Consider the following 21,972-nt stretch of genomic DNA (forward strand, 5'->3'; position numbering starts at 1 on the left):
ACCCCTTTAACATAATTAGAGTTAGGTAGATATTATGTTAAATTCACTGTATGAAAAGGCCATCGCTAAAAGAGGATTTATCCATGATATTGAATCAGAAACCAATCCTGAAGATTTATTGCAGGGAAGGTGGTTTGATAGGGATATCAAAGAAAGTTCTGATGATTTTATTATTGCAGCAGGAGACGGAAGTTTCAACAAAAAGAAATTTCTAACAACCAATTTCTGTGCTGTCGGTGCTGAATCCATAATTTATGATGGCGAAATAAAAAAGATAGATGACTCAGACATTTTTGATATAGGTCATGTTTCATTTTTAGATGAACTTTTGGGAAATTACATGGCAATATATGAGCTGAAATGTGCTTTAAGAGCCCTTAAGGAATATAATGTTGATTATTATATGTTCGACGGGTCCATCCTCGGAGACCTTCAGAATGCATTTCCAAGAGGTGCAAAATTGCCAAACAAGCTTAGAAACAATCTTGATGAATCTCTAAAAAATGAGTTTGAAAGAAGACTTCAAATAAACCGTTACGGTTTGTCATTTCCAGAAATTAGAGATTCGCTTAAACTGATGGAATTGCCAAGAAGTGAAAATTCAAATAAAATCGAGGAATATAACCTTCATCTTGCATCAATTGAAAAAATCATTCTTTTAAAAGAGATTCTGCAGTATAGAAAAAAGATAATTTCTATTTCAAAAACATCATCCGATAATTCATTGTTCCATTGGAATATTCCGGATATTGCATTTTTGGATAAGAACACTCAAAAGCAGGGAATTTCATTAATTAAAAATGATTTTAAAGTATATGAAAAAGCGGCTTTTCCTTATTTCAATGATTTTTTCAAGTCATTGACATTTACCATATTTTATGTGAGGCTGCAGGACAATAAAAATGTATTAAAAGTGGAATTGCCATACAGGGCATCCAATCAGGAAGTATTTAGGATTATAGAAAAAATCAATGTCTTATCAGTTCAGGGTTATCCGTATTTATTGAATAAGGCACACAATGATGTTGTAATTACAGATATGAATATTAGAGAATTGCTGAAAATAGCTAAAATTTATGAGACAACAAATAGGGAAGTGATGTCATGGTAGTTGGAATTTGCGTTGGGGAAACTTCACTAACAGAAGTAACTTTTATTTCAGACAAAATGCCTAAAGTGGGAGAATATGTTACAATAGAATATGATGGAAAACAAGTTTTGGGCATGATTGAAAACTTAATCAGAGGAAATGATGCTTTAAACGTGGACATTAATGATTTCAAGGCTATTCAAAAAATTTCAAAAATTGGTGTTGATGAAAACTACATCAGAGGGAAAGTTAAAATTCTCGGTGATGTCAATGATAACTTAAAGCTCCCTAGAACTCCTGTGCTTCCGGGAACTGAAATAAGACTGGCGGACAAGGACATTTTAAAGGAAATATTCAAAGTTAGAAATCCTCTTAAGTTAGGTACTCTTGTAAATCAGAGTGATGTGGAGGTTAATGTTGATGCAAATCCTATTTTATCAAGGCATTTGGCGATTCTTGCAATGACTGGTGCTGGAAAGTCCAATACAGTATCCGTTTTGATAGATCAGTTGCTCTCATATAGTGTGCCTGTATTTGTATTTGATATGCACGGCGAGTATAAGAATGCAACATTTCCAAACGGCAATGTTAATGTAATCAATCCCAAAATCAACCCTCACTATATGGAATTTCATGAAATTAAACGTCTGGTCAACATTCCTTCAAATGGTTATATCCAGGAAAGACATTTTAGAAGAGCTTTTAAGGAAGCTAAAACAATGCTCAGTGATGGAAGAGCCTCTTCAAATAACTTCCTGCAGATAATGTATGATATTCTGTATGAAAAGTCCTTGGAGGAAGGTTCAGACAAGCAGATTGTTGATGTTATGAACAAGATTGACGATTCAATGGACAGATATTCCAAACTTTTTGACAAGAATGCAAGCAATATCCTCTCAAATATCAAGGCAGGTTATGTTAATGTCCTTGATTTGAGTCAGGTTGACGAATTTGTAGCAAGCGTTCTTGTAAGTCATATATTGAGAAATTCACTTCAAAGGTCCAAAAATGCCGCACATAGTGATGATAAAAAGGCATTACTTGATAACTCAGTATTTTTCATTTTAGAGGAAGCTCATATTTTAGCTCCGAACAAAAGGGAATCCGACTCCAAAAGATGGATTCAGAGAGTTGCCCGTGAAGGACGTAAATTCGGTTTAGGATTATGTCTTGTCAGCCAATCTCCGAAAACAGTTGACCATGATGCATTGTCACAAATGAATAACATGATTATTTTAAGGTTGGTGGAACCTGAAGACCAAAGGCATGTTCAATCTGCAAGTGAAAGCCTGTCACAGGATCTTGTCAATCAGCTTCCTTCTTTAAATGTCGGTGAAGCTATCGTTTTAGGCTTGATGAGCAAAGTGCCTACTTTGGTGAAAATTGATGAGTTTAAAGGACGTCGCCATGGTGATGATATGGACATTGTCTCTCATTTTAAAGACATTAAAGAAAGGCAGGCAAAAGAGCTGGATGAGGCTGTTCAGGAAACTTTGGACATGGGCTATGATTATTAATCCAAATCAATATTGCAATGACTTTAAAATATTGTTGTAGGATTTTTAAACAATTTTATATACCATATTCTTCATAATATTAATTAAATCTGATTTGGAAGATTTTTTTCACTTTAAATACAATTTTACAAAGTGAAATGAATTTTCTAATGTTTGAATTATTATGGGGAGTATGGATATTATTTCAAGAATAATATTTTTTAGAATTGATTCTGAATTTGATTCTTTACCGGATATTATTTCAAATGTTTTTTCTTTTTAAATTGTATCCGGTTAACATTTGGAATCACTTTTGATTTCTTATCAAATGCTCTCTTAGCAAAATATTAAATATTACATAAAATATAGAATTATTTACTTAAATGCTGTGATAGTGTTTAAATTGGTTATATACAAAAAATTAAAAAAGGTAATATAATGAAATTTGCACATTTAGCAGATACTCATTTAGGTTATCGCCAATTTGGTTTAATTGAGCGTGAAAAAGACTTTTATGAAGTATTTGGAAAGGTTATAGACAAAATAATAGAAGAAGATGTAGACTTGGTAATACATAGCGGAGACTTATTTGAAACCGCAAAACCATCTCCAATGGCACTTTTAGAATTCCAGAAAGGACTGCTTAAATTAAAAGGCGCAGGAATTCCAATGTATGCAATTGCCGGAAATCATGATTCCGTGGTTCGCAGAGGTTCAATTCCACCTCAAGTAATTTTCAAAAAATTAGGATTAAAAGTAATCAGCCCTATTAATACCAATTACTTGCATGATGATGTTTTTATTGCAGGATTGCCTTATTATCCATCATCACAGTCCAAGGTTTTAAAATCCAAATTAGTGGAATTGTCTAAAAAGGCAGCCAGTCATGAAAAATCTATTTTAGTCTTGCACCAAGGAATTGATAAATACTTTGGTTATCAATATGAACTAGAGCTTGGTGACATTCCAGATAATTTCAATTATTATGCAATGGGACATATTCATAAATATGTATGTGATGACTTTGGTAATGGAAAATTAGTTTATCCGGGATCTAGTGAAGTCTGGAAAACCGATGAACTCAGAGATTATCAAGAAAATGGAAAAGGTTTTGTCGTTGTCGATTTAGACGGTCAAAAACCAACTGTCAAAAGAGTTAAAGTTGACATTTCACGTACATTCATTGAAAGGTCCCTTGATTACAATAATTTGGAAAGCGGAATTGCTGGAATAAAAGAAACTATTAAAGATTTTGATAAGCAGCCTATCTTGAATTTAACAATAAATAATGTTGAATCAGATACAGGTATTGTTTATGAGATGATTAACGAGGAACTCGGAGACCTGTCACTGATGATAAGACCTACATTCAACATGGCTGGTGAAGAACCTATTGATGTCATTATCACCAACAGCGAACGTGTAGGTCCGAAGGAATTGATTGTTAAGCAATTGGAAGGCTATGGAAATAGTGATGTGGATAAGTTAGCTCTTGATTTATATGACTACTTATCAAAAGATAATCTTGAAGATGCTCAGGAATTGATTGACCAGTTTTTCCAGGACAATTATAATTCAGTTGATGACGATGTAGAATTTGTCACTGAGAAAATTGAAAAAGAAGAATCCCCAATTGAGGAAGTTGAAGAAAAACCCTCTGAGGAAGAACCAAAAGATGTTCAGGTAACCTTTAGCAAGGAGGTTCAACAATGATTTTCAAAAAATTAAAATTAACAAATTTCAAATCACATCAAAACACAATAATTGGGTTTGATAAAGGAATCACTGTCATTGTTGGTGAAAATGGTGCAGGTAAATCAACCATTTTAGAAGCAATCAGTTTCGCATTATTCAAACAGCACACTGCAAAAAGAATTGATGACCTTGTTAGGAATAATGCAAATTTCATGTCTGTTGAACTCGAATTCACATCCAACGGTAAAGATTATAAAATTGTTCGTGAAAAGAAATCTAATTTGAAATCTTCAATCTATACCAAAACATCAAATGAAGGTGGATTTGTCCATATCTGTACTGGTGATAAGGAAGTCAGTGAAGAAATTCGCCAGATTTTAGACATTGACTCTGACTTGTTCCTAAATGCAATTTATATAAGGCAAGGTGAAATTGCCGAGCTTGTTGACAAAACACCTGCTGAGAAAAAGCAGCTGATTGCAAAACTCTTAGGTATAGATTCACTTGAAAAGTCATGGAAGAATTTATTGCCGTTCATTAACGACTATGAAAATCAGCTTTCAGAACTTAAAGGTAAACTGTACAACTCAAAAGATTTAAAAGATGAGTATGATATTAAAAAAGCCGAATTGGATTCCCTAAGAGATAAAGGCCATGAACTTGAAAGCCAACTTGAGGATGTAGCTGCATCATTAAAGGAAATATCCGAAAGTAAAAGGGACATGGAAAGAGAAAAGGAAATCCACGATACTCAAATTCACAACCTGGAAGTTGAACAGGCAAATCTGTCAAAATTAGAGGAAAGCAAACGTTCCCTTCAAGACAATCTTGATAAAATTAGAGATGCTGAAGAGAACATTTCAAGACTTGAGAAGTATGTTTCCAAACTTGACGTTTATCTTGACTTTGAAAAATCAGTTGTAAACATTCAGAACTTAAAAGCTGAAGAAAATCAAATATCCGATAAGTTGAATTCAATATCTCAACAAAAAGCAATTGTTGCAGATAAAAAAGCAGAGTATAATAAATTCATATCCTCTGAAGAAGAAATCACTAAGTTGGATAATAAGAAAGTCAAGTATGAAAAAGAACTGGCCGCAATGGCAAAACTTGAAAAAGACAAAAAAGAATTATTAAGGTCAATTGAAAAAGAAAGAAACAATATAGGAGACTTTTTCTCAAGGTCTAAAGATAAATTGGATAATTGCGGAATGTCTCAGGATGATCTGGCTGAAATTGATGATTTCAATCATCTTGAAAAAGCTACAAACAATTTCATTGATGAGATTAAACAAAAAATTGACGGTTTGTCAAATGACATAATTTCCAAAAATGAGGATATCGTTATTTTCAAACAGAACATCAAGTCTTCACAAAAACCGCTAGAAGATTTGGAAGGTGTTGACAACAAATGTCCTGTCTGTCAATCTGATATTGATTCCAAAAAGAAACTGCAGTTAATCCAACAATATGAAACCAGTATTGCAGACAACAGGAAATTAATTGCACAAAATGAAGAGGATGTAAAATTACTTGAAAGAAATAAGAAAAGTCTTGAAGAAAAGCTTGTTAAAATCACTGATTTATCTAAAGAAATCATTGAATACAAACAAAAATTCAATCATCTTCAAAAAGAAGTTTCTAAATTAAATAAAATTGATGAAGACTTGGAATCCAAAGAATTTATCAGCAATAAACTTGGTGAATTGATTCTTGTTATAGCTAATGTCAAATCTGAAAGAGAAGTTTATAAGGCTTCTTATGATGCATACAATAAAGCTAATGGTGCATTAGAAGTTTTAGGTGATGAAACTGAAGCTCAATATAAATTAAAACAGGTCAAAAATGAAATTGACAATCATGTTAAAAATATCAAATTGGCAATAGAACAAGATCCTCATTTAAGTGGAGACATCAGTGCCGCTGAGCTTAAAGACCGTATTGCTGATTTAAAACAGAAAAATGAGGAATATAATCAACTTAAAGGTTTTGTCAAAAATAAACAATCTTTAATGACACAAATTGATTCAGTCAAGGAAGATATTGGCGTCAGCATCAATCAAATAGACATTACCAAAAACAAAATTGCGGCTTCTGTCTATGATAAGGAAAAATATGAGCATATTGTCTATCGTTTTGAAATGTATGAAAGACAGCAAAACTCTTTCAACAATCAACTTTCAGAACTCAAAGGAAGAGCTCGTGAATCAATTTCTTATCTAAAAGATTTAAGAGAAAGAATTGAAACTGCTGATAAGTTCCAACAGGAATACAATGATGTTTCAGATTATATTAATCTGTTAAGTCATATCAGAAACCTGTACAGTAAGAACGGTATACAAAAAGATTTAAGAAGTATTTCAAAACCTTTAATCCAAAAATATACTAAAGAATTCTTCAATGAATTCAACTTTAATTATTCTGATCTTACATTGGATGATGAATATGATGTTACCGTTTATGGTCCTGAAGGGGAATCATCTATGAGTATGGTTAGTGGTGGTGAAAAAATAGCTATTGCACTTGCTCTAAGACTCGGTATCACTCAAGCAATGTCCAAAGGTGAATTGGATACCATCCTATTGGATGAACCAACTATTCACTTGGATAGTTCTAGAAAACATGAGCTTATTAATCTTTTGAAAGACATATCTGTCCTGCCTCAAATGATTATTGTAACTCATGAAAGTCAGCTGGAAAATGCAGCTGATAATTTAATTAAAGTTGAAAAAGAAAATGGTATTTCAAAAGTGGTATTTTAAATATCATTTTTAATTATTTTTTTTATATCAATACATCTGCATCTTTAATGGAATCAATAATGCAGTTTGCGTTCCATCCTACTATTGTTGCAGCTTTTTGTTCTAATATTTCAGGCACTTCCTCAAGTCCGAGTGGCCTTACCAAAACAATTGGTATATCATATTTTTCACTTGCATTCAGTAAACTGTTGAATAAATCTTTATTTTCATTGTAAAGTCCTGCAAGTAAAATTATTCTGTCTACTTTTGAATAGAACTCTGCACTGGCGTGTTCATATGAACCTGAAATTGATTCTTTCCATAAAAAATCCACTTTTTCAAATAGTTTTTGTGTAAATTGGCCATATTCGTTTTTTTGGTCAAAACCGTTGGAAATTATTAAATTGTAAATCTTGTCATCTTTTTCATCTTCAAACATTAAATCACCTTTGCTTTTAATATTATTCTAACGACTTAAAATAATTTTGCAAAATATTTAATACTTTTAAAATACTATGTAATTATGATAAATATTTTTTAGGATTAGTTTTTTATGAAAGCGGCAGTTATAGGTTTGGGAGTAGAAGGAAAAAAAGCAGTTAATTCCCTTTTAAAGCATGGTTGGGAAGTTTATGCAACAGATTTAAATATTGATGTTGATTTGAATGGTTTGGATTTGCCAATGTTGTCTATGAATTTATTGGATGATGAGCAAACAGTTTCCATTGTAGGAGAAAATATTACTCTTGATTTGGGTTTCACCAATCCTTATGCTATTGAACAGTGTGATGCAATTGCAATAAGTCCCAGCATGTACGGAGGGCCTTTTGCAACTAAATTACTGCAAAATGGAGAGTTGTTAAGTGATGTTATAGACAATCATAAGAAAATCTTCACAATTGGAATTACCGGAACAAACGGTAAGACAACTACTGTTCACATGATTAAAAGTATTTTGGAAAATGCCAGCAAGAAAGTTTTAGTCGGTGGAAACGGCGGTGGAGGATTTTCAGGTTATTATGATTTAATTCTCGAAGCTAGTGAGGGAGATTATGATATTCTGCTTGTTGAAGTCTGTGACATGACTTTGGACTTTTGCAAGTATTGTTTTGATTTTGACATGATCGGATTAACCAACATCGGTAATGACCATATGGATGTTCACAAAACAATAGCAAACTATAAGAATTCTCTTGTCAGGTTCTTTTCAGATACTTTGATTTTTACAGCTTTTAATCAGGATTTCAATTCTGATTTTAAGGAATCTGCCAGTAAAACTATTCCATATTTTGAATATCAGGATGAACTGCAATTGTTTGGAAAATTTAATCTGCTCAATGCAGGTCTTGCAACTGCCATTGCACGTGAATTGAAAGTTCCTAAAGATATTATTAGGGATACTTTGGCTAATTTCAAAGCCGTTGAAGGCAGATTGGATGTCTATAAAATAAATGATGCTTACGTCTATGTTGGAAAGACTGACAATTCCGATGCTTTGGCTTCAGTATTGAAGGAAAAGAATTTTTATGCAGTGTTTATAGGTACTCCTAGGCACAATGAGATTCACAGGCTTGATATTTTGGATGTGGCTGTTGAATACAATCCTGAGGTCATTGTATTGTTCCCGGGATTGGATGACACTCTTGACATGGCAATTTACAGGCTCAACTCATTAGGTTACATGGGAAATATCATTACTGTTAACTCTTTGGATGAGATTATAGAACTTGTGGCCGAATATTCTCATGAGGATGCAATACTGATTGGTGGAAATGGTCAAGATACCATAATTGATATTCAAGAAAGAATTAAACTGATTTCTGAAAAATTGTCCAATTAATACCAATGTTTTTATAATAGTGTAAATATATTATATTATGTTATTAATATTTAGGTGTAATAAATGAGACAATGGAGACGAACATCACTGGTAATATTTTTAGTGTTAATATTTGCATGCATATTGTTGTTCGCATTTTCAGCAGTAAACAGTAGTCCATATACCGGTCAAAGCGTTGCAGAAACATATAATGTGACTGTTGGTCAGTCAATATTTGATGGACAATCAATTTTAGGACATAATAAAACTATTGAAGTTCCATTAATAAGCAATGCTGGATTTTTAGCTCATCAGTTAATGGCTTTTGATTTGCAGGGAATATTCATGGCACTTTCTACAGGTAAGGTTCCATTTGATTTTTCATTAGTTTCCGGCGAGGGTATTGATTCATATGGAAATGCTAAAGGTATTGACGGTCCGGGTTATATAACTTATGAGGGGGATAAGTTAGCTGTGAAAGGACCAGATAATTATGTATGGGGTTACAGTGCTCCATATAAACTGTTATGTAAAACCGAATCTGGTGTAGATGTTATTGAAGGAGATAAAGTTGTTCAATCTGTTCCTACAGACCAGATTAAGAATTTAAATTATAGTAATGATTATTATGATAACAATACAATAGTTAGCTGGTATAACTATGATGCGGATGTAGGTTCAACTTTTACCTTGGAAAAAGGTATGGTTGGATTTTCAGATGGCAGATCTGACATTAGTTCATCTGAGGTTCCATATGTCTTTGGTCAGGATGTAGTTGACTATGCTGCAGAATATCCTACTGGGTCTCCAATTTTATTGTATTCTGGTAATTATACTGAAGATAATGGTGAAGTCTACGGAACTTCCTTAGGTTCTCACCCGGAATATGGTGATTCTATCAGGGAAGTTAATGCAAGACAATTTGTAGAGGCATGGAACGGTACCATTATTCCACCTAATTCAACCAGTTCAGGTAAAGACTATGTCTACTTTGAATCAGCTAGTGACTCAGAAGCTCCTGGTGGAAGTGCAGCTCATGGAGTATGTCCATCAGCAAGAGCTTTAAGGGCAGCTGTTCTTGCAGAAGGATTTTCATTACCTGTTGGTATGGACAATACTGAAAATGCAGTTCTCTTCGGTTACAACCCTGCAAGTGATATTACTGTAACAAATAATCATGATTACCCTGTTAAAATCACCATGTGGACTGAAGGTTCAGGTACTGGTATGGGTATTTATGCACAAATAACCAGATATATTCCAAAATAAAGGAATATATTTCTTTTCTTTTTTTATGACAATCTCAACTATTATTACGGCGGCCGGAAAGAATTCTCGTATGAGAAAAGACCAGATGGCTAGAAATTTAGATTTAACAAATAAGCTGATTTTACCGTTTAAAAATAAAACAGTTATTGAGACCACAATTGACAATGCATTATCCTTGAATATAGATGAATGTATTGTGGTACTCGGCCACTATTCTAGTGAAATAAAAGAAGTTATCTTTGAAAATTATAAAGATGAAGTTAAATTCATTGAGAATAATCCTGTTGATGTAGGTTTATCAACATCACTTTTTAATGGTTTGTCAAATACTGATTCTGATTTTGCCTTGTGCATAACTGCAGACCAGCCTACGGTTTCCAGTGAAACTTTCAATAAACTGATTGAAGTAAGTCAGAACAGTGAAGATCCGTTCAATACAATTTCTATTTTAAGAAGACGAAAAACAGGTTTATTGGATACTGCAGAAGGTTTGGGAATGCCGTTTGTAGCACCTAGATTAAATCTGATGAAATATCTTGAAAATGAGGATGATAATTTAAATCCGATTTTGAGAAAAATCTTCGCTGACGGATATACGTTTTATGGAATAAAAGAAAAAAATAAAAAAGAGTTATTGAATATTAATCATTATGATGATTATTTAAACCTTTTAGATTGATTCAAGTCCTGAAATAACTTCATCAAGTTTAGCTTTACTAATTCCTACAGTCATTTCATTGTCTTTAATGTCAGCCGCTTTTCTGGAACCGTCACAACCTAATGTAAAGTTTACTCCTTCTGAAAGATATGGGTTTGCAAATGCATCACCGCATAATGACTGGATACCTGCAAATGATGGTGCGATTTTTTCACCGGTTTTGTAAACGATACTTTGTGCGAGTTTCATTCCTCCGACAGGTTCTGTAATAATCTGAACCACGTCAGCTTCAAAATCAGCTTCGTCTAAAGGTGCATAAATCATTGCCCAGTTTAAATCTTTAACGATTGAAAGTTTTTCTGTAAGTTTTTTAGCAGTTTCCAAGTCTTGGAATCTGCCTAAAGAGAAGTATTTTTCACCGTTGGCCAATTTTTCAGGCATGTCTCTAAGTCCAATAGCTCCTGCTCCCCCTAAACATTGTTGCTGGTCTATTGTGGAGTAGAATTTATCACCTAATGATGCTTTTCTAACCATTTCGCAGTGTCTGATTTTTTCATCGATTAGGTCATATCCTTCGATGAGGTCATCTTCGGTTTTGATGAGTTTCATTGCTACCGGTTTTGCATCAAGTTTGATTTTGCTTTCAATTATTTCACAATATTTTTTGTTTTTTTCCAAATTAGAATTTGTCATAGAATCGCCTAATTATAATATATGTTTAGGGAATTTTAAAGTCTTTTGTTATGTCACTGTTATTTTTACAAAAAGTTTTAAAGTCGCATGCAAGACATGTCCTCTCATCGGCTTCTGCTTTCCAGGCATCCTGTATTCTGCACCCTTTCATTTCATTAACAAGTGAATTTTCAATATCTTCAACAACACTGTCAAACTTTTTAAGTGCCTTTTCACATTCTTTTTCATTGATGTCTATGTATCTTATGGACCTTGCCATTTTAAATTCCTCAGACAGAGTAGGAGCTTTTTCATCTTCTTCCCATTCTTCAATCAGCTGAACATCATCATCAAATTCTATTCCTTCGGGAATGTCTGTCAAGTTGTTTCTAATTTCTTCCTTGATTAATGCCAAGTCCTCTTTTGATGGAACAAGTTCGTTAAGGTAAAGAATGATTCCTGCTGAAATGTTTGCAGCATCTTCCTGTTTGGCTCGAAGCCAGGAATAGGTCAGAATCTGCTGTTTATGATTTTCCCATTTGTCTTCACTTAAAGGATTGAGGACTTTCACAGGAGGTCTTTTCATTCCTTTATAGTCAATGATGACTTCATAATCCTCATTGTCATTTTCTCTTACCAGATGCTTTTTAATAAAATTCACTATCTTGTTGTTAAAGTTATATAAGTTGCTCTGTTCGTTTATTGAATTGATTTTAGTTGATGTAAGCACATCAACAACACCGTTTATTCCGTAATAATTGGACCTGCTGATGTTTTTCTCGTAGTTGGGCATTGGACGAACTCCCTTGATTAAATGTTCGGATTCCTTAATTAAAGGGAACAGATCTTTCCCCCATATGTTTATCGCTTCTTCAGCCCTTGCGCTGGCCAGTTTTTTATGGTCATGTTCATTCAAATCATCTATGGTCAGGTCTTTTCCGGGCTGATTGATGCTGAAGAATAACTCTTCGTCATGGGGATACAGTCCTCTTACTTGCAATCTTAAATCGATTAAATCTTCAATGGGTCTGATGTCCTCTTTCCAGTCCCATGGAAAGTCTTTTTTGTTGTATTTCCATTCGTTATAGGATTCCTCCATGACTCCGTGTATGAATTCACCAAACCACCTTTGAACAGGTTTTGAAGGTGGAAGAGCGCCTTTGTTCTGGTATCTGTATTGAAGGCCGCATGTGATGTAGGACAACAAATCCCCTGTTAAGCTGTATTCAGGTATCATGTATGATTTTGATCTTGAAGGCAATTTCATCTTATCACTCCCCTAAATTAGGTATATCTCCTTAAAACCTACAAATTCCTCGTCTCTACTCCATCCAAGAGCTATATTAGGTATGTTGAAGTGCTGATTTTTCTTGGTGTATCCTTCAATGGCTGAATTGAGGCCAACCAGTAACAGGACACTTTCAGCCCTTGAAAATGCTACAAAATAAAGACGTGTCAAATCGTCAAATGAACGGTCCTTTTCACTGCGTTCACTTTCACCCAATGAACTGTACTGTCTTATAGTATCTTCGATTGTGGTTTCATCCTTGATTGATTTTGGAAATCTCAGCCTTTGGGTCTTTATGTCGTTTGTTTTGAATCTTGAGCCGACATCCACAATTACCAACGGAAATTCCAATCCCTTTGACTGGTGGATTGAAAGGACATTGATTCTATCTTCAGGAAGTGTTTCAAGATGTGATTCATCAATGGTTATCCCTCCTGTTGAAAGGGGTATGAAAATATTCCAGATGGCTTCAAGTACTGAATCCCTTTCATCTTGCGGTGTTCTGAATGATATGTTGGAATGGTATTCATTGAAAAATCCTGTTTGAGTGATTGATTTTGTAATCGCCTCAAGATAAACTATCCCTTCAACATCTCCCTGCAGATCCTCAACCCATGTTGTAAGTTTATATGCAAGTTCCATAAGACTAGCTGTCTGTGGCCATTTAATTTCCTTGCCGTTCTGATCGGTTTCAGGATAAGGGCGTCTAATCTGCCAGCGTGTTACAAATGTATTTAGAGAAATCGAATCGTTTGGTTCCGGTTCTGATTTGATATACTCCTTGGCTTTAACTCTCCATCGCATCATGTTTCTTTTTGCAAGATTTGGTATGGTCTTGTCCATTTTCTGTATTGTTCCTTCAGGGTCAATGCATTCAAGAATCAGTCCGCAGAATATGGCGACTATTTCAACATCCTGAAGGTCTATTCCACGAGGGTTGAACATTTCAATAGGTTCTTTGAGATATTTCAGGTTTTTTCTTAAATGGTGCAGAAATGACCTTGCACTATACTGCCTTTCTTTTGGGGAATAGGACAGTATTGCAATGTCTGAAGCTGACCCGTATTCAGGATCCAGCTTAAGCTTAATGTTTTCCACTTTCTTTCCTTCCCGGATGTTTTTTTGTCGAAGCTGCTGCATTTGGGCTATGCTGATTTCACCGTTCATCTTTTTGAAATACTCATCATCCAGCACCTTCAGGACTTTTATGTCGCTTTCACCTTTATTAACCAAATCGTTTATTAGTCTGGACAAATCATTTGCAAGCATCTCAACATTGTTTCTAAACATTCCAAGAACCGGCATCTTGTCCTTTTCAAAATCAGGAGCTATGATTTTAGGCTTGTTTTTAACCCTTGCCAACTGATACTCCTTGTCAAGCTCCGCAAATCTGTTGCAGTGTTCAATAATATTTTCGCTTGAGCGATAATTTGTCCTTAAGTTAATTTCTTCAACATCAATTCCCAGACTGTCCTTCACCCTTTGCTGGTAATTTGTAAACAAATCCACTGTTGCCCCTCTAAAGCGGTACAGTGATTGGTCGTCATCACCTACGACGGTGATGCTACCGCCATTTTCAAGGGCTGCTTTTGCTATGGTAAAGTAGATGTCCTCCTGGATAAGATTGGTGTCCTGATACTCGTCAATCAGGACAATTTTGATTTCATCAAGAAATTCGTCCATTTCATTGTTTTTAAGCTTTTCAAGGAAATTGGACTCAAGCATCGCAAAGTCAATTGTGTGTCTGTTTTTCAATACCTCTTCATATTCCTTAATGCAGTTAAGTGCAAGGCGAAATCCGCCTTCGCTTTTTTCATATAATTCGTTGAAATCTATTTTGTCGTAATAGATTCTGTTTTTTATCTCAATGAGTATTTCACTCATCTTTGAAGGTTCGCTGAGTTTTGCCCTGCCTGTCAAATCCAGGAGATATTGTACAAGTTCCTTGTCAAGATATTTTTCATCCTCAATCAGTATCTTTATCATTGCGGAATTTGCAACAAAATCTTCAATCACAACAGGCTGGGTATCTCCCGGCTTTCTGAAATCCCTCAGTAATTCCTCAGCCACACTGTCGGTTGTTCCAACATAAATCTGATTGAAATCTATTTTTTCAATTTCCAAAATCTTTCCTATATCTTCCAGATTTCCTTCATCCAGTTTGCTTGTGAGGTGATTTTTAATCTCATCTCCCCATCCCAGAATTCTGGAATTCAGTTCTGCAGCCGCTTTTTTAGTAAATGTTGTAGCTAGAATTTCACTGGGGTCAATATCATCTACAAAAATGTATTTCAATATCTTAAGCACCATTACTGTTGTTTTCCCAGATCCGGGTCCTGCTACAATAAAAAGGGATTTGTCGCAATCTGACATTATTGCATTTTTTTGGTCTTGATTTGAAGAAATATCTCTTTTAAGTGTATTTACTATAATGTCTTCAAATTCATCATATGAAATCATTTTTTCCCTCGTAGTGTATTATAATTTAATCTATGTGTCAAAGTTATTTATAAAAGCAATGAGAGACCATTTGATAAGTATTTAAAAATTTTTTATAGTTTCTAGTTTTTCACTAAACAAAAAATTATTTATTTGAAGATTACCGAATATATAATCATTGGAAAAGATTTTTTTCCATAATATGCATGAATAAGTTGGGAATTAATTTTTCCTAACTTTTTTCATATTTCTGTTTTTAAATGACTATTATATTCAAAATAAGCAAATAATTTAAATATTATTTCGATTTAAAATATATTTGTTAATTTAATTTTGCTGATATTATGTCTGAGCCTAACAATATTGATATGTTTAAAAATGATGTCCGTTATCGTGATAATATTGCACATGTTGAGACAATTCCAGCAAAGAAAGCTAGTTTTAAAAAAGTGGACAATTTAAATGAAAAAATCATCACCTATTTGGATAAAAAGGGTGTAAAACTTTACACTCATCAGGCAGAAGCATATGAAGCCATAAAAAATGATGAAAATGTCATAATTACAACACCAACAGCATCCGGAAAAACTTTGGCCTTCAATTTGCCCATAATGGAGACCATGATTGAAGACGGCGATGCAACAGCCCTCTACATTTATCCTGCAAAGGCACTTTCAAACGACCAGCTTCATGTTCTCGAAAATCTTGAAAGTGAGCTTGATGTAAAAATCAATCCGAGGACTTATGACGGTGACACTCCCAGGGATGAAAAAAGAGGCATCAGGGACAAGTCAAGGATTGTACTTACAAATCCCTACCAGCTGCATCTTATCCTGTCATGGCACCATCAATGGACAAGATTCTACAAAAATCTGAAATACATTGTCATTGACGAATCCCATTACTATAAGGGAGTTTTTGGATCAAACGTGGCATTTCTAATCAAAAGGCTTAAAAGAATTGCTAATTTTTACGGTTCATATCCTCAGTTTATATTATCCTCTGCAACACTTGCAAACCCACTGGAGCTTGCAAACAGACTCACAGGTGAAGAATTTGTTCTGGTTGACCACGATGCATCTCCAAGCGGTGAAAAGGATTTCATATTATACAATCCATTTAAAAATTACCGCAGAAATAAGGTCAACATGCAAAATGCCCCGTCTGTCCATATGGAGACTGAAAATATTTTCATGTACATGATGCTTAAGGGAATTCAAACATTATGCTTTACAGTATCCAGAAAAACAACAGAACTGATTGCCATGTGGGCAAAAAAGGACATGACCCAAATCAAGGGAAAACTGGCCCACAGGATAGCAGCTTACCGTGCAGGTTACCGGCCTGAAGAGCGGCGTGAAATTGAAGACGGCCTAAAAAGCGGTAAATATTTGGGTGTTACATGCACAAACGCTTTGGAGCTTGGAATAAACATTGGATCTCTTGATGCGGTTATAATTTCAGGATATCCTGGAACCATGATTTCAACCTGGCAGCAATCAGGTAGGGCAGGAAGAAGCAATCAGAAATCTTTGGCTATTCTTATAGCTTTTGAAAATCAGCTTGACCAGTATTTCATGAACAATCCGAAATTCTTTTTCGACAAACCCCATGAAAATGCAATCATTGACCTGACTAATCCGATTCTTCAGGAGGCTCATATATTATGCGCCGCAAAGGAGTTGCCAATCAAAAGCGGTGAGATCTACAAATACTTCAACCTTAACGAGGACATTCTCGATGAGATGGTTTTAAAAAAGGATTTGCATAAGAATATCCGTGGAGATTACATGTATCCTTATGATGACAATCCAGCACTTGACCATTCCCTAGACCAGATTTCCGGTCAGGAATTTAAAGTGATGAACAACGGCAGGCTTTTGGAGTCAATGGAAAGGTCACAGGTTTATCGTGAAGCCCATGAAGGTGCTATTCTAATCAACAAGGGAGACACTTATGTCGTCAATAGTGTTAATCTGAAAAGCGGCTTTGTTAATGTGGCTCAAAAAACCGTTGACTACCATACAATGGTTTTGAATAAAACGGAAATCAACATCGAGAAGAAACTGTCAAAAACAAAATACGGGAATTTGACAATCCATTTCGGTGAGCTCACTGTTAGTGAAGACTATTACAAGTATAAGAAGATGCAGTTTTCAAAGGCTATTGGAACATATCCTCTTGATTTGCCTCCTTTGAAATTCAAAACAAAGGGGTTATGGTTTACAATTCCAAAACAGGTTAAGGATACACTGGAGGACATGTTTTCAGAAGAGGAAGTGTTTGCAGGAGGTCTTCACGGAGCCGAACATGCACTGATAGGATTGTTCCCTCTGCATACAATGTGTGACAGATTTGATATAGGGGGCCTTTCAACAAACTATCATGAAGACACTCAGGAAGCGACTATTTTCATCTATGACGGTTATGAAGGGGGAATTGGAATTTGTGAAAAGGCGGTTGATGTATTTGTTGACCTGCTTAATTCCACAATTGACCTGCTTGAAAACTGTAACTGTAAAAGCGGATGCCCTGCATGCATATACTCTCCAAAATGCGGAAACGATAACAAACCTCTTCACAAAAATGCAACAAAATACATTCTCAACTACATGTCCGAGCTGATTTCCAGAAAAAGGGAAGAATCTCATGAAATAATTGAAAATGCGACAGATAAGAATGATGAAGATGACGTTGGGGCAATGTTTAATGAAGCATTAAACCTATATGATGAAGGAAATTATTCAAGTGCCAAAGACATTCTCAATAACGTTTTAGCTATAGATAAAAATCATGTTGATTCCCTGGCATTAATGGCGCAGATACTTTATAATCAGGAACAAAAGGACATATCAACTTATTTTGTAAAAAAAGCATTGGCAATCGATAAATCCAATGAAATGGCAAATGAACTGGATGTATTGCTGTCAAAACCTCAGGATGTTACAAAAGACGTAAAAATCGATACATTGGATGACATTGACGTGATGTATGAGGAAGCATACGACCTATACTATCAGGGTGATTTAAGCACTGCATCTGAAATTCTCGAAAAGATAATTGATTTTGATGACATGAACGCCGATGCCCTTGCATTGATGGGTCTGATTTATTATCAGTCAGGAATATTTCCAAAGGCAGTTGAATACTATAAAAAAGCTTCAAAAATAAATAAAAATGGTGAAATGGTTAGGGAATTGAAGATGAGGGTTTCCTAAGGAGCTCCAGCATATGGGCTGAAACCTGTTTCAAAGTGTTCACAAACTTTTTCCAGCTCTTCAGGAATGTCAATCTGTTGGGTACAGAAATCAAGGCAGGTTCCGCAATATGTGCATTCCGCCGCATGAACCTTTTCATCAGCCAGTTTGTCGAAATATAATCTATATATGTCTTCGGCCGGTCTGTTTTTGCTTATGTTATATAATGTAAAGTATTCAGGAATTGGAATCATTTCAGGACATGCATCAATGCAGTATCCGCACTCGCTGCATGGAACAGCAACGTTTTCATCCAACTTTTTAGCCATTCTTTTTAAAAATTCATGTTCCTCATCACTTAGGACTTCAAAGTTTTCAAAAGTGTCAATGTTGTCCACCAGATCATCCATCTTACGCATTCCGCTTAAAACAATTTTTACATTGTCAAGTGATGCAGCAAACCTTAAAGCAAAACTTGCAATTGATTTGTCTGGATTAAATTTCTTGAATTCATCTTGTATACTGTCAGGTGAATTGATGAGCACTCCACCTTTTAATGGTTCCATCACAATGACGTCCAAACCATGTTTTACACATAATTCATAACATTTTCCGGATTCAATGGAGGGATCTTCCCAGTCAAGGTAATTCAACTGGATTTGCACAACATCCAGTAAGTCACCATACTTTTCCAATACCTTTTCAAGCAATTCAGCTTTGTCATGGAAACTGAAACCAATCCTTTTCGCAATACCTTTCTCTTTCATGTTTTTAACATATTCAAAGGATTTGGCGTTTTCAGCTAAATTGAACCAAGGAGTATTGATATTGTGTATAAGAAGCACATCAAAATATTCAATTCCAAGTCTTTCAAGCATTTCATTTACATATTTGTCATTGTCCTCTTCACATGTCAATGCCCATGTAGGAATTTTATCACATATCTGATAGGATTCCCTCGGATACCTTTCAACTATAGCTTTTCTGATGGCAACTTCGCTGACTCCGTTATGATATGCATATGAAGTGTCGAAGTAGTTGAAGCCATGTTCAATGTAAAGGTCAACCATGTCATTAAACAGGTCCTGGTCGATTTTAGTGGGGTCATTTTCATCTGTTTGTGGAAGCCTCATGCATCCAAAACCGAATTTAGATTTGTAATTCATAATACTATCTCCTAATTAGTATTATTTATAAACAAAATTAATATTTATAATTGTTGTATTTTACAACATTATTTTTAATTTATCCTTTGGGGTAAGTATTACGGGGGTATTACTCAAATATTAAATAGCTTTATAAATATATAAAATATAAATTTATAATATTGATATTTATAGTAGAGGAGTAGTAAAATGCACGAATTATCTATGGCTCAAGGCATAATCAATGCAGTTCTTGAAACTGCCGAAGCGAATAATGCTACTGAAGTTACTGAAATTACTATTGAAGTCGGAAGACTAGCTATGATAAATCCTGAACAATTACAATTCATATTAGGTGTTTTAATTGAAAATACCATATTGGAAGATGCAAAAATCAATTTCGAGGAAATTCCTGCTGTAATTGATTGTGCTGATTGTAATTTCCATGGTGAAGCTATTTTAGATGACAGTGACCATTATGCTCCACTTGTAAAATGTCCTGAATGTGACAGTTTTAAAGTAGAAGTTTTAAATGGTAAAGATATTATTGTTAAAAATATTGTAATCGAAAAACCTGATGATACATAATATTTGGAGGAATTTAAATGCACATGATTGCAGATGTAGAAATGGAAAAAAATATTATGGACGCTAATAAGAAATTAGCTGACAAAAACTTGAAAAACTTGGATGAAAAAGAAATCTTCTGTGTTGATTTTGTAGGTGCAATTGGATCCGGTAAAACAACACTCGTAGAAGAAATTATTGATAATACTGATTATAAAATAGGTGTTCTTGCCGGAGATGTAATCTCCAAATTCGATGCAGGACGTATTGAAAAGCATGATGTTCCGGTAGTCGGATTAAACACCGGTAAAGAATGTCACTTGGATGCTCATCTGGTAGGTCATGGACTTGAAGATTTGCCATTGGATGATTTGGATATGGTAATTATTGAAAATGTAGGAAACTTAATCTGTCCTGTAGACTTTGAATTAGGTTCCCACTTAAGAATCGTTGTTGTAAGTGTCACTGAAGGTGACGATACCGTAGAAAAACATCCGATAATTTTCCAAACTTCCGATGTTGTTGTAATCAATAAAGTGGACCTTGCTGATGCTGTCGGAGCGGATGCAGACAAGATGGTTGCTGATGCTCAAAAATTAAATCCTAATGTTAAAGTCATCAAATCCAGCTTAAAAGAAGGTACTGGATTGGATGAAATTATTGAAGTAATTGAAGATGCTATGAAAAACTAAATTTTATTCGGGTGGTTTTTGTGAAAGTATGGATTGATATTTCGAATGCTCCTCATGTAAGGTTTTTTAAAGATGTTATAAAATATCTTGAAGCCGAGGGTGAGGATGTTATTGTCACAGCAAGACAATTTGGGGATATCCATAAATTAATGGATATGTACGACATTGACTTTATATCTGTGGGAAAACATGGTGTGAGCTTATATGACAAGTTAAAGGAAAGCACATCCAGGGTTTATAATCTTGTGGATATTATACATGATGAAAAGGTGGATGTTGCCCTTAGCAAGCATTCTATAGAGCTTCCTAGAATTTCTTTTGGTCTGGGGATCCCTAGTTTGTACGTTTTAGACAACGAACATGCACTTGCTGCTAATAAATTAACCTTGCCGTTATGTGATAGAATTATCACTCCAAAAATCATAGACATGTGGAAACTAATGAAATTTGGAGCTGACCCAAATACAATTATTTCCTATGATGGAACATCTGAATTAATGCATTTCAAAAGTTTCAAATATAATGATAATGTGTTTGATGATTTGAACTTGGAGTTGAATCACCAAAAAACTATTCTAATGAGGCCTGAACCTTCACTTGCATCATATCTTGATACTGACTGTAGAAAATCTGTTCTGTCCCCTATTGTTGATGAATTGAAGAATGTTGCCAATATCTTAATTTTACCAAGATTCAAGGAACAGGCAGAGATATTTGATGGAATCGAAAATGTTTCAATTTTAAAACCTCCTGTTGACACTTCCAGCATTATTAAAAAATGTGATTTGGTCATAGGTGCTGGTGGAACAATGAACAGGGAAGCTGCAATATTGCAAACTCCTGTTATTTCATGTTATCCTGGAGAAACATTGTCTGTAGATCAGTATTACATTAACAAAGGATTAATGTTCAGGTCAATTGACAATGATGTGGTGATTAATAAAGCCCTTGACTATATTGTCAATCCTCATGAAAAAATTGATTTGAAAACTGATGATTTGTTCCAGGTCATAATTGATAATTTATATGATTTGGCTAAAAATGGTAAATAGCTTTTTATATTAAAAATATCATATATTAAATATGATATTTGATTAATATTTTTTTGGGCTGGTAGCTCAGATGGTAGATCGTCGCCTTGGCATGGCGGAGGCCCCGGGTTCAAATCCCGGTCAGTCCATTTTTTAATTTTTAAATAAAGAGA

Annotated in this window: 15 protein-coding genes, 1 tRNA gene and 1 pseudogene; 12 read left to right on the forward strand and 5 right to left on the reverse strand. The window is 34.6% G+C overall.

The genetic code is table 11. The features are described 5' to 3' along the window. The first annotated feature begins 34 nt into the window (after nt 1-34). From E7Z81_RS03880 to E7Z81_RS03895, 4 genes are all read left to right on the forward strand, one after another. Nucleotides 35-1,111: a DNA double-strand break repair nuclease NurA gene (locus E7Z81_RS03880; protein ID WP_292744510.1), complete on the forward strand. Its 1,077-nt coding sequence runs from the start codon at nt 35-37 to the stop codon at nt 1,109-1,111. Next, nucleotides 1,105-2,607, forward strand: coding sequence for an ATP-binding protein (locus tag E7Z81_RS03885; protein ID WP_292744513.1), 1,503 nt, complete (start codon nt 1,105-1,107; stop codon nt 2,605-2,607). Before E7Z81_RS03880 ends, E7Z81_RS03885 begins: the two co-directional genes overlap by 7 nt. Before the next feature lie 417 nt (nt 2,608-3,024). Beyond that, entirely contained in the window at nt 3,025-4,299 is a 1,275-nt protein-coding gene (locus E7Z81_RS03890) for a DNA repair exonuclease (protein WP_292744516.1), read from the forward strand. Next, nucleotides 4,296-7,043 carry an SMC family ATPase gene (locus E7Z81_RS03895; protein ID WP_292744519.1) on the forward strand — a complete coding sequence of 916 codons (2,748 nt, stop codon included), beginning with the start codon at nt 4,296-4,298 and terminating at the stop codon, nt 7,041-7,043. The genes E7Z81_RS03890 and E7Z81_RS03895 overlap by 4 nt, the downstream gene beginning before the upstream one ends. Before the next feature lie 22 nt (nt 7,044-7,065). Here the strand turns inward: E7Z81_RS03895 and E7Z81_RS03900 are convergent, their stop codons facing one another. After that, on the reverse strand, nt 7,066-7,461 hold the full coding sequence (locus E7Z81_RS03900; protein ID WP_292744523.1) for a nuclease: 396 nt from the start codon (nt 7,459-7,461) through the stop codon (nt 7,066-7,068). 114 nt (nt 7,462-7,575) lie between these two features. Here E7Z81_RS03900 and E7Z81_RS03905 point away from each other — a divergent pair, with 114 nt between their 5' ends. The 3 genes from E7Z81_RS03905 to E7Z81_RS03915 all read left to right on the forward strand — a co-directional run bounded on the left by E7Z81_RS03905 (nt 7,576) and on the right by E7Z81_RS03915 (nt 10,789). Continuing rightward, complete coding sequence (locus E7Z81_RS03905) at nt 7,576-8,862, forward strand: Mur ligase family protein (protein WP_292744526.1); 1,287 nt, start codon at nt 7,576-7,578, stop codon at nt 8,860-8,862. A 63-nt stretch (nt 8,863-8,925) separates the two neighbouring features. Next, a complete protein-coding gene (locus tag E7Z81_RS03910) occupies nt 8,926-10,110 on the forward strand; it encodes a hypothetical protein (RefSeq protein ID WP_292744528.1) in 1,185 nt (394 codons plus the stop codon). Between the two features lie 25 nt (nt 10,111-10,135). Beyond that, nucleotides 10,136-10,789: an NTP transferase domain-containing protein gene (locus E7Z81_RS03915; RefSeq protein WP_292744531.1), complete on the forward strand. Its 654-nt coding sequence runs from the start codon at nt 10,136-10,138 to the stop codon at nt 10,787-10,789. On the opposite strand, the gene E7Z81_RS03920 is transcribed toward E7Z81_RS03915, so the two are convergent. Genes E7Z81_RS03920 through E7Z81_RS03930 form a run of 3 tightly spaced genes read right to left on the reverse strand, consistent with a single transcriptional unit; the run spans nt 10,781 to nt 15,188 of the window. Continuing rightward, a complete protein-coding gene (locus E7Z81_RS03920) occupies nt 10,781-11,461 on the reverse strand; it encodes a DUF169 domain-containing protein (protein WP_292744534.1) in 681 nt (226 codons plus the stop codon). The genes E7Z81_RS03915 and E7Z81_RS03920 overlap by 9 nt on opposite strands. 25 nt (nt 11,462-11,486) lie before the next feature. Beyond that, on the reverse strand, nt 11,487-12,707 hold the full coding sequence (locus E7Z81_RS03925) for a PD-(D/E)XK nuclease family protein (RefSeq protein ID WP_292744537.1): 1,221 nt from the start codon (nt 12,705-12,707) through the stop codon (nt 11,487-11,489). A 12-nt stretch (nt 12,708-12,719) separates the two neighbouring features. Next, on the reverse strand, nt 12,720-15,188 hold the full coding sequence (locus tag E7Z81_RS03930; RefSeq protein WP_292744540.1) for a DEAD/DEAH box helicase: 2,469 nt from the start codon (nt 15,186-15,188) through the stop codon (nt 12,720-12,722). Between the two features lie 323 nt (nt 15,189-15,511). On the opposite strand from E7Z81_RS03930, the pseudogene E7Z81_RS03935 reads away from it, so the two are divergent. Further along, a pseudogene (locus E7Z81_RS03935) lies at nt 15,512-18,082 on the forward strand (DEAD/DEAH box helicase); the annotation flags it as partial. 299 nt (nt 18,083-18,381) lie between these two features. On the opposite strand, the gene E7Z81_RS03940 reads toward E7Z81_RS03935, so the two are convergent. Continuing rightward, nucleotides 18,382-19,530, reverse strand: coding sequence for an aldo/keto reductase (locus E7Z81_RS03940; protein ID WP_292744545.1), 1,149 nt, complete (start codon nt 19,528-19,530; stop codon nt 18,382-18,384). Between the two features lie 189 nt (nt 19,531-19,719). Between E7Z81_RS03940 and hypA the strand changes: the two genes are divergently transcribed. The 4 genes from hypA to E7Z81_RS03960 all read left to right on the forward strand — a co-directional run bounded on the left by hypA (nt 19,720) and on the right by E7Z81_RS03960 (nt 21,948). Then, nucleotides 19,720-20,097 (forward strand): hydrogenase maturation nickel metallochaperone HypA, encoded by a 378-nt coding sequence (hypA, locus tag E7Z81_RS03945; RefSeq protein ID WP_292744548.1) that lies wholly within the window; start codon nt 19,720-19,722, stop codon nt 20,095-20,097. A 17-nt stretch (nt 20,098-20,114) separates the two neighbouring features. Beyond that, on the forward strand, nt 20,115-20,768 hold the full coding sequence (hypB, locus tag E7Z81_RS03950) for a hydrogenase nickel incorporation protein HypB (protein ID WP_292744550.1): 654 nt from the start codon (nt 20,115-20,117) through the stop codon (nt 20,766-20,768). A gap of 11 nt (nt 20,769-20,779) precedes the next feature. Then, the gene (locus E7Z81_RS03955) at nt 20,780-21,820 is read left to right on the forward strand and encodes a DUF354 domain-containing protein (protein WP_292744552.1); all 1,041 of its coding nucleotides are present in this window, start codon (nt 20,780-20,782) and stop codon (nt 21,818-21,820) included. Between the two features lie 55 nt (nt 21,821-21,875). After that, nucleotides 21,876-21,948, forward strand: a tRNA-Ala gene (locus E7Z81_RS03960). Nucleotides 21,949-21,972 lie beyond the last annotated feature (24 nt).

The sequence above is a fragment of the Methanobrevibacter sp. genome, assembly GCF_015062935.1.
GTDB lineage: Archaea > Methanobacteriota > Methanobacteria > Methanobacteriales > Methanobacteriaceae > Methanocatella.